This window comes from Oribacterium sp. oral taxon 108 str. F0425, assembly GCF_000214455.1.
GTDB lineage: Bacteria > Bacillota > Clostridia > Lachnospirales > Lachnospiraceae > Oribacterium > Oribacterium asaccharolyticum.
The window spans coordinates 1,476,024-1,489,648 of sequence record NZ_AFIH01000001.1; the positions used below are offsets into that span (position 1 = coordinate 1,476,024).

General features: G+C 39.0%; 12 protein-coding genes and 1 pseudogene. 3 read left to right on the forward strand and 10 right to left on the reverse strand.

Features of this window, described 5'->3' with window-relative positions:
- Window positions 1-9 precede the first annotated feature (9 nt).
- A complete protein-coding gene (locus tag HMPREF9124_RS06995) occupies window positions 10-1,566 on the reverse strand; it encodes a PTS sugar transporter (protein WP_009429672.1) in 1,557 nt (518 codons plus the stop codon).
- A gap of 387 nt (window positions 1,567-1,953) precedes the next feature.
- Here HMPREF9124_RS06995 and HMPREF9124_RS07000 point away from each other — a divergent pair, with 387 nt between their 5' ends.
- Entirely contained in the window at window positions 1,954-2,286 is a 333-nt protein-coding gene (locus HMPREF9124_RS07000) for a hypothetical protein (protein WP_242821573.1), read from the forward strand.
- A gap of 231 nt (window positions 2,287-2,517) precedes the next feature.
- On the opposite strand, the gene HMPREF9124_RS07005 is transcribed toward HMPREF9124_RS07000, so the two are convergent.
- From HMPREF9124_RS07005 to HMPREF9124_RS11445, 4 genes are all read right to left on the reverse strand, one after another.
- The gene (locus HMPREF9124_RS07005; protein WP_009428810.1) at window positions 2,518-3,717 is read right to left on the reverse strand and encodes an ATP-binding protein; all 1,200 of its coding nucleotides are present in this window, start codon (window positions 3,715-3,717) and stop codon (window positions 2,518-2,520) included.
- A gap of 325 nt (window positions 3,718-4,042) precedes the next feature.
- Entirely contained in the window at window positions 4,043-4,690 is a 648-nt protein-coding gene (locus HMPREF9124_RS11700; RefSeq protein ID WP_083816308.1) for an IS1634 family transposase, read from the reverse strand.
- Window positions 4,687-4,956: a hypothetical protein gene (locus tag HMPREF9124_RS11985; protein ID WP_009429229.1), complete on the reverse strand. Its 270-nt coding sequence runs from the start codon at window positions 4,954-4,956 to the stop codon at window positions 4,687-4,689. The genes HMPREF9124_RS11700 and HMPREF9124_RS11985 overlap by 4 nt, the downstream gene beginning before the upstream one ends.
- A 10-nt stretch (window positions 4,957-4,966) precedes the next feature.
- Complete coding sequence (locus tag HMPREF9124_RS11445; protein WP_009429805.1) at window positions 4,967-5,446, reverse strand: hypothetical protein; 480 nt, start codon at window positions 5,444-5,446, stop codon at window positions 4,967-4,969.
- 38 nt (window positions 5,447-5,484) lie between these two features.
- Between HMPREF9124_RS11445 and HMPREF9124_RS07020 the strand changes: the two are divergent.
- Window positions 5,485-5,775: pseudogene (locus tag HMPREF9124_RS07020) on the forward strand (3-hydroxyacyl-CoA dehydrogenase family protein); the annotation flags it as partial.
- A 227-nt stretch (window positions 5,776-6,002) separates the two neighbouring features.
- Here HMPREF9124_RS07020 and HMPREF9124_RS07025 read toward each other — a convergent pair.
- From HMPREF9124_RS07025 to HMPREF9124_RS07040, 4 genes are all read right to left on the reverse strand, one after another.
- Window positions 6,003-7,298: an MFS transporter gene (locus HMPREF9124_RS07025; RefSeq protein WP_009428962.1), complete on the reverse strand. Its 1,296-nt coding sequence runs from the start codon at window positions 7,296-7,298 to the stop codon at window positions 6,003-6,005.
- A gap of 26 nt (window positions 7,299-7,324) precedes the next feature.
- Window positions 7,325-7,753, reverse strand: coding sequence for a hypothetical protein (locus tag HMPREF9124_RS07030; RefSeq protein WP_009429495.1), 429 nt, complete (start codon window positions 7,751-7,753; stop codon window positions 7,325-7,327).
- Window positions 7,754-7,801: 48 nt separating this feature from the next.
- Complete coding sequence (locus HMPREF9124_RS07035) at window positions 7,802-9,454, reverse strand: rhodanese-like domain-containing protein (RefSeq protein ID WP_009428228.1); 1,653 nt, start codon at window positions 9,452-9,454, stop codon at window positions 7,802-7,804.
- Between the two features lie 249 nt (window positions 9,455-9,703).
- Window positions 9,704-9,970, reverse strand: coding sequence for a hypothetical protein (locus HMPREF9124_RS07040; protein WP_009428681.1), 267 nt, complete (start codon window positions 9,968-9,970; stop codon window positions 9,704-9,706).
- Between the two features lie 250 nt (window positions 9,971-10,220).
- Here HMPREF9124_RS07040 and HMPREF9124_RS07045 point away from each other — a divergent pair, with 250 nt between their 5' ends.
- Complete coding sequence (locus tag HMPREF9124_RS07045) at window positions 10,221-12,695, forward strand: Cna B-type domain-containing protein (RefSeq protein WP_009427880.1); 2,475 nt, start codon at window positions 10,221-10,223, stop codon at window positions 12,693-12,695.
- A 126-nt stretch (window positions 12,696-12,821) separates the two neighbouring features.
- Here the strand turns inward: HMPREF9124_RS07045 and HMPREF9124_RS07050 are convergent, their stop codons facing one another.
- A complete protein-coding gene (locus HMPREF9124_RS07050) occupies window positions 12,822-13,421 on the reverse strand; it encodes a hypothetical protein (protein WP_009428401.1) in 600 nt (199 codons plus the stop codon).
- Window positions 13,422-13,625: the final 204 nt, after the last annotated feature.

Sequence of the window (13,625 nt, forward strand, 5' to 3'; positions counted from 1 at the left end):
TCTCCTTATCTACACTCTTTGATTATTTTTTGAGGATTTATTACATATTGAGACTAAAATAAATGTTATGGCCATTGAAAAAAGGATACATATGATAGCTTTAATTGCTCCATTTGACATAAGTGGTGCTACAAAGAAGGGAACATATGCGGTGCATTTTACATTTAAAAAGCCAATCAGTATTCCGGATAGAGTTGCAGAGCATATTACTGCCCCAAAAACCTTTTTGTCTGCGAACATAAAGGGGTATGAAGCTTCTGCAAACGTACCGAAAGCAAGGTTGATAATTAAATTGGGAATACATGCAATACGGTCACTTTTTTGTTTTGGAAAAACTATATTTGCAAGATTCAAGCCTGCTGTAACCATTATGAGCCCGCAAAGATCAATTGCTCCAAGGAAACTGAATCCGGTGGATTCCATTTCGAGAAGGATAATGGGAAGGATTGCAGCGTGGTAAACGCCACCTAGGATAGCGAACCAAATTGCAAAACCTGCAAGACCTCCTGCAAGGACTGGATTATAATCCAGAGCCCAGTCAATGGCTAATTTAATTGCATTTCCTGCCCAAGCTGTAATTGGGGCAATGAGCATCATTCCAACTAGTCCTGCAATGAGCCCTGATAGACCGCCTGCGGTAATATTGGCGGTTGTGCCCGGTACATTGTACTTAAAGCAGACTAGAATTAGATAGTAAGCTAAGACTCCTGCTAGAATACCTACGATTAACCCACCTATAATACCGCCATCTACGGCAAGAGCACCGGCAATAATTCCTGCAACAATTCCAACTTCATCAAGTCCGGAAACCTGTCTTGCGGCAATCGCGGCTAATACAATGGGGAGGTAACCAACTAATGTTTCAAAAACGGATTCCAGATTTCCTAATCCGGGGATTTTGCTTAATGCAAGACAGAGAGCCATGGAAATAAATCCGGGCATAGATGCCATCATAATTCCTCGAAAATTCACTCTCTTCCAAACATTTCCCTCTTGCATGTTTGGAGTATTGCTCCGCCCTAAAATGGGACGATATTTAATTCCCCATTCTTTGCTAAATGCTGTAATGGCAGATATCGCTCTTGTTTTGTTTGTTGTTCCGGTTGTTCCCGATGCGGCAATGACATTACATCCTAAAGATTGTGTATTAGCCATGGACGTTCCACCAGTGCCTGCAACGGGGATATGCTTTTCTGCGGCTGCGACTAAAGCCTTGTTGTTGATTCCTGTGGGATCACAGGAGAGAAGCATAATTCCGTCGATTTTTCCGTCAAGTATCAGTTTTGAAAGTTCATCATCTTTTTCTGTAGCTAAATGATTAATATCCTTTAACGTGCCTTCATCACTAGAGACTACATTATCACCTTCCATTGTCCAAAGACGTGCCTTTGCATCCGGAGAAATGCCATCCATTGAAGCGTTTGTTCCAACAAATTGGAGATAAGAAACTTTGATTTCTGCTGCTTTTGCCTGTGTAATAATCTCGTCCATCATCTTTGCAGGATCGCTTCCGCCTTGGTTATAAAGATTTCCTCCGCTACTTCCAATAATTGCCAAGTTTTTCATATCGCTCCACCTTTCCGAAACAGTAATTAGAAAATATTCCGTTTCTATGATAATTTCAGATATAGCACTATGTACGTACAAAGTCAAATAAATATATTTTCATTGTATGCTTTTAAAAAAATTATATGTTGATGATAACGGGAAAATAATGTAAAGAACCTTCCTTCTCGTCTTTAGCAATATATTATTCTATTAAATAGTTTCGCTCAGAATAATATTTACAGAATAATATTTACAGAATAGATCCTTGAATCAAATCCTAAAATGAATAAATGTTTCAACATAACGAAATGCATAAATTTTAAAAATAAATCAGTAAGAAATAGACAAAAATTGCCATCTATTCTTAACTATGTTACTAATATGAGGATATTAGGATTAATTCCTGTGACAACATTAGTATTTATTATTTGTGCTGCAATTACAGCCTTTGTACTTAATCATACTGCTACAGGGTCTCAGATTTACATGATTGGCTCTAATAAAACAGCGGCAAAATATGCTGCAATTCTGATTTGTGTTCTTGCAGGGATAAACCCTAACGGAGGAAAAGGAAAGGTTGGTGGTATGGTCTTAGCAGTCATCATTTTGCAGGTGCTCTCTTCCGATTTATCGATGTTTCACAATATATCGGACTATTATAAAAATCTGATATGGGGTCTTGTTCTAATTTTTGTGATGATTATTAATGTTTTAACTGAAAGAAAAAGTAGAGTCTAAATCAAATAAAATATTCAAAATATATACGGTGAATAATCTGCTATATTTTCTTCTTCTATACAAATTAGGAATATCGTGAAAAGTGTGAACATACTTTTCACGGTTTTTCCCTTCCCCCCAGAATGAACGAATGACATAAACCATGGATAATAAGGAAATCAATTAGTATATAATTGTACCTAGGTGATGTGGACTTATAGTTCTCGTATCAACATCCCCTTTTAAACAAACTCAATCTTTTTTCATAAGGAGCCATTCTGCAATATCTATTACTTGAATACCTTCGATATCATATTGCGGATTCCCTGTCCTTGCCAGTACTACCTTAGGATAGGCATCTTTAATTGCTTTTAAAGGGGCAAGTTCCCTATCCAATGTTTTGTTTTCTGCTATATTATCTGAGACCTGAATATAGATTTTTTCACTTCTTTTCATGACGACGAAGTCTATTTCCTTTTTATAGAGAGCACCGGCATAAATATCATAGCCTGAACGGAGTAGTTCTATTGCTACTATATTTTCTAAGGTTCTGCCATAATCCATATTTCTTTTACCTAGAAAGGCATAACGAAAAGAATGGTCACTTAGATAGTATTTGTCATAAGAAGAAAGATATTTTTTTCCTCGAATATCATATTTTCTCACTTTATAAAAAGCATATGCGTTGCATAAGTACTTCATATAGGAGCCGATAGTGGCATTGGAAGAACTAATATCGGATTTTGAAACGGCAGTGCTTATACTTCTGGCGGACGATATATTTGAAATATTATCCATCAAAAAGTCTGAGACACGTTCAATCAGAATGGTTTTTCTGATTTTGAATTTTTGGACAATATCTCTTAAAATGAGGGTATTATAGACATCCTTCAGATAATTCAATTTAAGATTTTCGTCTTTATAAACATAGGAACCGGCCATACCTCCTTCAACTATATATTGATTTAATGCCTGCTGCTTGTCTGTGATCTCGTAATAAGTACAAAATTCCTTAAATGAAAAAGGATATACTTCTATTCGGAAGGTTCTACCTGTAAAAAGGGTTGCCAAATCGCTGCTTAATAAGAACGCATTTGAACCGGTAATATAGATATCGTATTTTTCTTCACTATGAAAGCTGATGATAGCTTTTTCAAATCCTCGACACATCTGCACTTCATCAATTAAAAGAATATTCTCTTTTTCCGGAACATAATGATCTTTTACATAGTTGTTGAGTGCATGGTATTCCAGTAAAGTTTCATACTCGGTAAGAATAAGATTGATGTGAATAATATTTGCTTCCGGATGATTTTTTTGAATATAATGGTGAAAGGACTCCATAAGCTTAGACTTTCCGCTTCTTCGGACACCTGTTATCACTTTTATATCCGGAGTTCCATAAACTTTTATCAGTTTTTCAAGATAAGATGTTCTTTCAATAAGCTTCATAGATTTTTACCTCACTGAAAGATAGTATAGCAAGTCTATTAAACAAAAACAAATATTTTTCATTTTTGTTTAATAGACTTGCGGCTAAAATGTTGGACATAGCTTCAGTGCTGGAAGCATGTCCAATTATTTGAAGCGGGAAAATCGGAAAGATAAGAATCTTTAAGCTATTAAACAAAGATGAATATTTCCCCTTTTTCAAAATCCTCTTTTTATGGCATAATCCCGAATTTGACAGTCTATATAGCAAAAAAGCCCTGTAAATCGTTGAAATCAAGCGGTTTACAGAGCTTTTTCCTTTGTTATCAGATGTGTGTACAGATTTTTATTCTTTAGTCTGATGGCAAATATTTCTCATTTTTTCTATAGTGACGATCTGCATAGAAGTATTAATTCCAAAGGCTTTTTCTAGATTGTCTGTAAATTCTGTTTTTGCATATGTCGGGATAAATCCTCTACCTTCAATCTTTAGAAAGTTCATATCTTTTAGACCACGTAACAGTTTTTCGCATGAATACTTGCTTCCAAGTTGTTTGTCCAGGTATCTGTAGAGAATTAATGAAAGGAAGCAAAGCATAAAGTGTGCCTTAATCCTATCATCTCTGTGAAGGTATACCGGTCGTGCTTTGAATTCACTTTTCATAATGCGAAAGCATTCCTCGATTTGCCAGCGTTGTTTGTTTACTTCAATGATAGCTGAAGCATCATCTTCCAAGTTAGTGCATACAGCGTAGAAACTGTCATACTGTTCTTCTTTTCGAATAACATCTTCATTGAGTTCTAAAAAGCTCTGCTCGGTCAGTTCCCCCTCCGGCGTTACACTGTTTTTTTTAACAAAACGTTTGAAATCGGTTTGGCGGTTGTGGTCTATTTCTTTGGGATTATTAGTAATAAGGTTTTGGGCACGATTGATTTGTCCGCTCCGAACGCACCTTAGATAATCCCTGTATTTAATGGAATAGGATACAATCAGATGTTGTTCAAGACATTTTCATTTATCCACCGTTCTTTGTAAAAGATTTTATTGCTATCTTTTTCTCCGTCCAGTTCGGAAATGTCATACTTTTGCAAACTGCCTTTTAGATTCCAGTCTTTAGAATCAAGGCACCATTCTTTTAGAAAACCTTTTAACTTCTTTATGGATTGTGTTGTGATGAAACCACGATTCCCCTTGGAGTTATATTTGCGATTGGATAAGGCTGAAAGCCCTGCATCCGTACATACGACCAGTCTAGACAAGGAAAAATCTTCAACAAGCTTTTTTCCAAAGGAACCATTGTTGTTTGTTCATTGGTATTTCCGGGATTGACACTGAAGGCAAGAGGAATACCATCACTGTCCATAAAAATCCCATCTGAACAATGGGAAGAGGCCGGTTTTCTTTAGAGGCTCCATACTGTTTTAATCCATCTGCTTGCTCAAGCTCAAAAAAGTAGTTGGTACAGTCATAGTAAATCACTCCGGTTTTTCTTTTTGAAATCTTTAAGCTGTTCCGATAAAGTGTGGACTGAATGTAATCCGACTCTTCATTAATGATGGATAGGGAACGGTAAATATCTTCGAGAGAAAAATCCGGTTTTTCTATGAATCTTGAAGAAAGAGCGAAAGAAGATAGTTTTGAAGAAGGATAAAGGATTCTTGTATATAGCAGCCTTGAAAGAATTGAATTGAGGTTGTACTTAAATCCATGCTTTCTGGCAATAGCTTTACAAATCTTATCAAACCCCAACTGAAAATAAATATCCTGTAGGAAAAGATAGCCTCCATAACTCTATGCTGATTCCCTTCTTAAGTGCAGGGGAAATGCTTTTGGCTAAGGAAGTGGCAGACCCTGCCACCATTGATCTTACCTGGAGACTGGGTACCGGCTCTCCCCTTGGCCCTTTCCAGATTCTGGATATCGTAGGACTGAATACCGCTTTAAATATTGTATTCAACAATCTCCAGTCCCAGGATCCAAGCAGCATTCCAGGTACGATTAAGGCGATTTTAGAAAAGTATGTGGCAGAAGGAAAAATCGGTGTGAATGCAGGGGAAGGATTTTATAAGTATAAATAAGCTACATTTTATTAAAATAGAATACAAAATCTAAAAAAGCCTTCACAACAGTATAGAGCTGAAATTTGGGCATGCTCTTGTTAACCTTACCCACAAGGTCAGAATACCCACTTTTTAGCCTATACTGCATGAAGGCTGATACTAACATTCTAAATATCTTTTTTCTACATTGTTAAACTAAAAATTAACTTCTTCGATTATCTTATTGGCTATATAACTAAATTCCATTAGACGTACTGTTTTAACTCCTCTAGAGCCTTTTCGTCCAAATTTTCTCTATGTTGATTTGACTTCAGTAACTCCTTCCAAAGAATCACTAAAATTAAACCAAATGTACTAACTGCCATAAGAATCAGAAAAAATATTGCATATCCGGTATGTACCCTATATTGATCCAAGAGATTTCCAGCAAGAAGTGATACAAAGCTTTCCGGTATTGCTCCAAACATACAGATGATTCCTGCAGCTGTCCCGGTGTACTCTACCGGAATTACTCCCTCACTCATCATTGTCCAAGCCATAGCATAATTCATATGAAAAACAAATAGTACAAAGACAAATGAAAGAGCAGTAAGAACTAAAAATGCAGGAGTTTTCGGATAAAGGAATAGCATAATTTGTAAAACAATCATTCCCGAAAAGGCAAGAATCATCATATTGGTAGTCCCAATTTTATCACGAATATACCCGCCGGAAACATTTCCCAGAAAAGAGGAGAACTTCCGGGCGACTCCAAGAGCCGCCCCAAAAGCAATTCCGGCACCCAATACATCCGTAGAAAAAGGAATATAATAAGCTATCCCAATACAAAAAATATGATTACACAATGCCACCAAGCTGATAATCCATATTTCTTTTCTTTTTAATATCTGAAATAGGCCTTTAAAGCTGGGATTTTTACTATCCAGCTTTTCTTCCTTCTCTAGAAAGAAGAAAGTAAGAAGAGCAAAGGCGAAATTTAAAAAGCTATAAAAAAGAATCACAACTTTCATGGCAAAAAATGGATTAGATACTCTTGCACTCGCTAAGCGAAATAGAATAAGCGCTAAAGCAGCAGCTAGGCCGGCACCTATATTTTGCCCGCCTTCAAAGTATCCGTAAGCTTTTCCTTCATCCTCCTGATCCGAAGCAAGGCGCACAAGCTTAACCGAGGCTGGCCAAAAAGCAAAGGTTGTGGAAATTCCCCACAATGCATATACCAAAAGCAATCCTTTAAAGGATAAGGGAAGAAGGTGAAGCAGTCCACCTGCACCAGTTCCCAATAATGAGCATACTACAATTTTTCTTAATGATATTCCATCTGCCACAACACCCCCAAAAAGATAAGAAACAACTCCAAATACTCCTAAGACACTGGCAAGTATACCCATTTCCGTATTTGTCAAATGGTATTCCTTCATATAGCTGCCATAGTATTCTAACCGAAGCAGTGGTAGCGCAAAGATTACAGAACCTGCCAATGCCACAAGACAGATGAGGGAAAAATTCTTTTTCAACTTCCCTTGTAATTTTAAACCTATCATATCTTTTCCTTTTCAATCTGACGTATTCAATTTACAGATACCACATTAAAAGTCTGTCCCTGGTCATAGGTTCTTGTATGAATAATAAAGCTGTTGTAAAAAAATTTACCGGCATAAACACCTCTCTCACAGCTTTCACTACTCATTTCAAAATCGTTCCATTTCCCTACTTTGTTCTGTATCTCATCCTGAGTGATTTTTTCTCCTATCAAAGCTTCAGCTTCCGTTTTCTGCTTGCTCTCTGATTGATTTTTTTCACTTTCCTCTTTTGGGTCAAGCTTAGATTCTTTCGTATTATCTTCAGCCTTTACTGTAGCTGACTGATTTTCACTTGATTCCAAAGAAGCTTTTCCTCTATTATCCTCTATTTTAGCCATTTGGAACGCTAATCCGAGAAAAACAACCATTAGCAACACCAGCCCCAGTATTGGAACAAGTACTTTATTTTTTCCCATAAACGCCTTCTTTCCTCATAAAGGATTTTCAAAAAGAAAACTGATCCATTATGCTTTCTTTTTTGAAACAAGAATATTTACACCATCACTGACATCCTTGCCATTCTCATCCAGAACTGCATCAAGATACTTGTCGTAATGTACCTTTCTTCCCTCATGGTCAATAAATTCATTTCCCAAATTAGACCAAGGAATCCAACCATTTCCCCATTCCTTAACCTGATCTAAACCAACAGCTTGACACCAATACGCAATTTTTGCGGCTCCCCAAGAATCTCCACAGAAGAAGATGGCGGGCTTTTCCGGATCAACTCCATTTTTCTTCATATAAATTACGAGTTCTTCTTTGGTTCTCGGCGTAGCATCCGCATTCATAAAGTACTGACCGTTTTCTACATCATTTTCCAAACACCAGATTGTATTTTCAATTCTTCCTGCTAAATCATGATAAAAATAACCGGAATCCTCTCCATTCCACTGCTTTTCCGCCCTGTTATCAACGATTTGTCCTTCCTCTTCTCCTGCAAGGATCTTCTTGACTTCATCCGTCCAAATAATTTCATGAGGATTAGGAATATCCGTACTACCAAAGCTGTCCACTGCGCTGGGAAGTACTATTGAATCCTCTCCCTTATCTAAGGGGTATCCGGCATATCGCCATGCAGTCAACTTTCCGGTCATGGCATACGTTTTCACTCCGATAGTTCGTAACATGAATCCAAGTCTTCCATGGGCTTCTGCTGTATCTCCGGTTAAAATCACAATAGAATCCTTGTTAATGCCGTACTGCGGGCAGAGACTGTCTCTAAACTCTTCAATGGAAAGAAGTCTCCATTCTTTAGCATAATCTGAACGTTTTTCCGGAACATAAACTCTAGGTCTTTCATAGCAATCTGTATTGATATGGATTGCTCCGGGAACATGTCCCTCTGACAAATAAGTGGATTCCTTCATATTTCCCCACGCCACATCAATCAGAACAATTTTAGAAGGGTCACTTCCCAGTACCGCTTCAGCAGCTGCTGACAATTTCTCAGCCTCTCCAGTTTTTACATCAGAAACAGATTTTACGATTTCTACCGGAAGAAAATGATCATATCCCTGATAAGAAATCGTATCAGAATCTTTTAATAGTTTATCCGCATGGAAGATTTTAATGTTTTTAACACCCTCCAATGCCAAATAATTTGCAACATTTTTAGCTTCTTCTCCACCTCTGTCATAGACAATGACACTCCTATCCTTGTCAATCCCTTGATCCTTCATGGCACGGTCAAGATACATCTTCCTGGGAGTTTCTTCTGTGTAATAGCAATCCAGCCATCGGGACGAAAATAATAACGCATTCGACAGATGGCCTCCTTTTGTTTTTCCTTCTTCTGCCCATCCGCTATAATATTCTTCTCCACGGCTATCAATCAGAAGCGTATTTTCATCATTATCGCTCATATAGTTCTTTACTTCCTCTTCACTCGCTTCAGGGAAATCTTTTAACTCCTTCGGCAGCAGCGAATTATCTGTTTTCTTTTCAGCCTTCTCCGCTTCTGTCTCCGACTCAGTGGTATTTTCCGATTCCTTCTTCTCCGTAGCACTCTCCTTTACGGTAGACTCCTGACTCTTGCTTCCTGTATTTCCACAAGCGGAAAGTAAAGAAGCACCGGTGAGTAGCAATGTCACTCCTGTTAAAATAGCTCTTCTCATACAATCTCCTTTCCCAATGAAAAACAAGCTTCCTTTATAGAAGCTCGTTAAACTTATAACATATTTTATTTTATTTTGTATGTTTCGTCTAATTAATTGTTAAAATAATCATATTTATATATAGTATTTAACAATATAATTTTCCTACTGCATTTTAATTTCTATTTATGTATTATTCTTATTTTTTCTTTATTATAAGTCACAAAAGTATATTCTTTGAAAAATAGCAAAAAAAGAGAACACTCCCTTTCATTTATATTCTCTCAAGCTCATAAGCCTGATAGGAATCCACCCTGCCTCCGTCATGCATGGACACCAAATCAAAAATCCTGAAATAATCAGGAAAAATGCGGCAAAATAAAACAATAGCTTTCCCGGCCCATTCACCGTTCCTCCCGATAAAACGGTAAAGGATAAGAGGATTCCCAGTAAAGAAAGAAGGGCTACGGCCAAAATCAAAAACGGTCCTATGCCGTAAAGAGGCATTTTCTGATGTTCATTACAATAATTTTTCATACGACGATTCTCCTATAAGGAGAGTTTATAACGACTAACCATAGAAAACAAGCAACAAAGTACCTAAAATCTAGATATTTCATACTTAAAAACGCACAACATCTGTCAAAAATAAATTCAATTTCATTCCTTATTACAATTGATTAAATGTTTTTATTTAGATATTATTATCATTGTATTATTTTAAGATTATGATATTATTAATTTATGAATTAACTATTAAATTCAAGGAAAATTAGGAGGTATTTACATGGTTACAGATTGTACCCAATTCATTAAGAAGTGGGTTCGAGGAGAAGTACCGGCAATTTTGGTATTTTTTCTTGCATTCATCTTATCTGCATCCTTTCTTCCGTCCGATATGAAGTTTACCTACGCTCGTGAAGCGGGCAGCATCTATCTCAACGGAGAAACGGGAAATGACGAAAATGACGGAATGTCGGAAGGAAATGCAGTAAAAACTTTTGAGAAAGCTAAGGAACTCGCAGGAGCGGATCTCGACATAGAAACGATTTATATTAACGGTACTGTAGATATCTCCGGTGAAATCAGTCTGGACGGAACAAATGCCATTTTGATGCGAAACCCCGGTTTTCGTGACCACCTTTTACGGGTTAAGCAGGGTGAGACTGCAACACTGAAAGACATCACGGTTGACGGTGGCGGATTAAACGACCGTCTTACTTTGAAATCTCTGCTTCTCGTAGACGGAGATTTGAATGTGACGGACGGAACGATTCTGGAGAACAACATTGTCCTTGATTTGGATCACTGGCATGTCTATGGAGGGGCAATTTACACAGATCGTGATAAAGAGCATAAACGAACCATCAATATGACGGGCGGCATTATCCGAAACAACAGCGCACACCAGGGAGGGGGTATCTATCTTGGTCGTAATACCGTTCTGAACCTGTCCGGCGGTGCAATTGAAGATAACAAGGCTTATATGGATCGCAGTAAAAAAGCCCTTACCAGTGCTGAGGCCGGTGGCGGAATATGCACCTATATGTCTTCTACTATTAACCTAAGCGGAGATGCCGTTATAAGCGGAAACAGTGCAACGGAATGCGGTGGGGGAATCTCTCTGGGTTCCTATGAGCCATATGGCGGATTAAAATGCATTCTGAATATGACCGGCGGAGTTATTAAGGAAAATAAGGCCGGATCCGCCGGTGGAGGCATTTTCGTTCAAACCGATAACCAAAAACGGGATACAGACGGATCCAATGTTGCAAACATCAGTGCAGGGGAAATTCTGGACAATGAAATGACAGGTCGTGGTGCAACAGATAAGATGTTTGGTGGCGGCGGTATCTACGTCAACGGCTTAAGCCAGAGTCTGCAGGCTGTCTTAAATTTAAAAAATGCCTTAATTACGGATAATGAAGCAGCTATTGCCGGCGGCGGTTATGCATCCTGTCCTGTTTCTACAACGAATATCTTTGAAAAAGACGGTATTGCCATTTATGGAAACCGAGCAAAGCTAGGACAGGATATCGATATTGAATCGGGTATCTTCGATTACGGCTTACACGGTGGATTCCCGCCGTATACAATTTCTCCTGTAATGCTCGGAGGAACTCCGTATCGTTGGAAAGATAACAACAACAACGAAGTCCCTCTTACAAGCTTGACCGGGGTTTTGGATGGTTACATATCACAGAAGATGCAATTGCACACCGATGTAACAGAGGACGCACAGGCAGAAAGTCTTGCCACGGTCATCATTAAAGGAAACAAATCTTCTACTCGCGGCGGCGGAATTGGTTCCAATGGCGGACTCGTTGCCGGAAAGAAGGAAGTAACGAATATTAAAGTCACTAAGCTCTGGAAGTATGATGATGCGGCAAATCGTCCGAGAAGCATTACGGTTGAACTCTACCGAAAGGCGGAAGAAGATCCGGATAACCCCACTTTAATCGGTACAGGCATCATGTGGGAGAAGGATGGCGTTTGGGAGCTGAACTTTGAGAATCTCCCCAAGAGGGATGAAAACGCAAAGCTTTACCGCTATACAATTAAAGAGCAAAGCATAGAAGGGTATGCCGTACAGCTTAGCGGAAATCAGAACAGCGGTTATACTCTGACGAATATTCCGGAGACAACGGTACAGGTAGAAAAGAAATGGAATGGAGAGAAAGCCAATCAGGTAGAAATTAAACTCCTTGCAGACGGTGTAGAAAAGGACAAAGCTATTCTTACCGAAGATGAGCAGTGGACTCATACCTTCTCAAACCTTCCGAGATTTGCAGAGAACGACGGACATGAAATTGTATATACGGTTTCCGAGGTCGCTTTAAGCGGTTACACCTCTTCTATCAGCGGAGATGCCGCAAGCGGATTCATTGTTACAAATACGAAGACAACCACACCGCCGGGGCCGAATCCTCCCGATCCGAATCCGTATACACCTCCCTCTCCCGTTACACCGGGTAGACCGGTAAATCCTGTACCGTCTACTCCATCTACACCGACTTCACCGAATCCGAATACGCCGACCGTTGCCGGAGAATCCAGAGAGACACCGGATCCGACTGAAGTCATAGAGAATGACAAGATTCCGACAGTTCTTGGAGAATCCAGAACGCCTGCCGAAGAGAATAAGAGAAATACTCCCACCGGAGACACTTCCCATCTTCTTCTCTGGGCAAGCTTACTGGGACTTTCCATCCTTGCATCCGTTTTTTACGGTGTAGCAAGAACACAGAAAAAGCGTAAATAAATCAAACGGGTTGACGCATGTTTTGCAATGGACACTCGTTAAAAATAGAAAAAAACCGTATCTTCGAGGATACGGTTTTTTCTATTCTTCAAGTTATAGGACCCTATTCTTCTTAACAGGCATTGCTCACAGAGTGCGCAGAGTTCCGTTCTTTCCCGGAAAAATAGGAGAACTCTGGACATCCGGTTCTATCATAATGACGCCCATTGCATAACCAAGCCTCTTTTTATTTTGTATAGCGAGTACTTGTAAACTCGTCCATTTTTCCTTCGGCAGACTTTTCGAGCCGTAGGAAAAGATTCTTTCCATTGCCTGCTTGCGATCGGGACAAGCGGCTATAATCGTAAAGCGCAAAGCAAACTGTCTGATTTTTGACTCTTCTCCTAAAAGCGCCAGCATAGACGGATACAACAGCCAGCTGCTACAAACAAAGGCCCTGAAGTTCGTATGAGGATAATGCTCTTTAAAAAAGTCTGCAGCTTTCCGGAATGAAGCCTCTACGGCAATGCTACTCAGTTCCACTCCATGCCGGATATGGCAACTTAACACATCGCATCCTTCCGGTAAAAGCGCTTTCCCTTTCGCTGAGACTTCCATATAAGGTTCACCCTTCTCTTTACCCGGATACTGCAGCTTCGTGATTTCATATTGCAATACCCCGATTTTAAATATGGAAGTAGAGATGATATGACTGAACCAAAGAACTTCTTCCTTCGAGATTCCCATCTTTCCTGTAGCTTGATATGTCAAGTTACATCGGACGGAGACATCTTGGAACGTGTCCCAGATGATCTCCTTTGACGCGCCAAGCTTTTTGATAGTCAAAAAACTTAGTCTTAAGCAAATAACAAAGCACCAGAAGCCTTGTAAAAGGTCTTCTCTTCAATAAAGGAAAGGCATAGTCTGTCCCGCTATACGCAGTTTCAGCTA

What these genes read in the sequence shown, in the direction of transcription:
- HMPREF9124_RS06995 (WP_009429672.1), bottom strand. Translation starts at nt 1,566, where the DNA reads ATGAAAAACTTGGCAATTATTGGAAGTAGCGGAGGAAATCTTTATAAC.
- HMPREF9124_RS07005 (WP_009428810.1), bottom strand. Translation starts at nt 3,717, where the DNA reads ATGAAGCTTATTGAAAGAACATCTTATCTTGAAAAACTGATAAAAGTT.
- HMPREF9124_RS07025 (WP_009428962.1), bottom strand. Translation starts at nt 7,298, where the DNA reads ATGATAGGTTTAAAATTACAAGGGAAGTTGAAAAAGAATTTTTCCCTC.
- HMPREF9124_RS07030 (WP_009429495.1), bottom strand. Translation starts at nt 7,753, where the DNA reads ATGGGAAAAAATAAAGTACTTGTTCCAATACTGGGGCTGGTGTTGCTA.
- HMPREF9124_RS07035 (WP_009428228.1), bottom strand. Translation starts at nt 9,454, where the DNA reads ATGAGAAGAGCTATTTTAACAGGAGTGACATTGCTACTCACCGGTGCT.
- HMPREF9124_RS07040 (WP_009428681.1), bottom strand. Translation starts at nt 9,970, where the DNA reads ATGAAAAATTATTGTAATGAACATCAGAAAATGCCTCTTTACGGCATA.
- HMPREF9124_RS07045 (WP_009427880.1), top strand. Translation starts at nt 10,221, where the DNA reads ATGGTTACAGATTGTACCCAATTCATTAAGAAGTGGGTTCGAGGAGAA.
- HMPREF9124_RS07050 (WP_009428401.1), bottom strand. Translation starts at nt 13,421, where the DNA reads ATGGGAATCTCGAAGGAAGAAGTTCTTTGGTTCAGTCATATCATCTCT.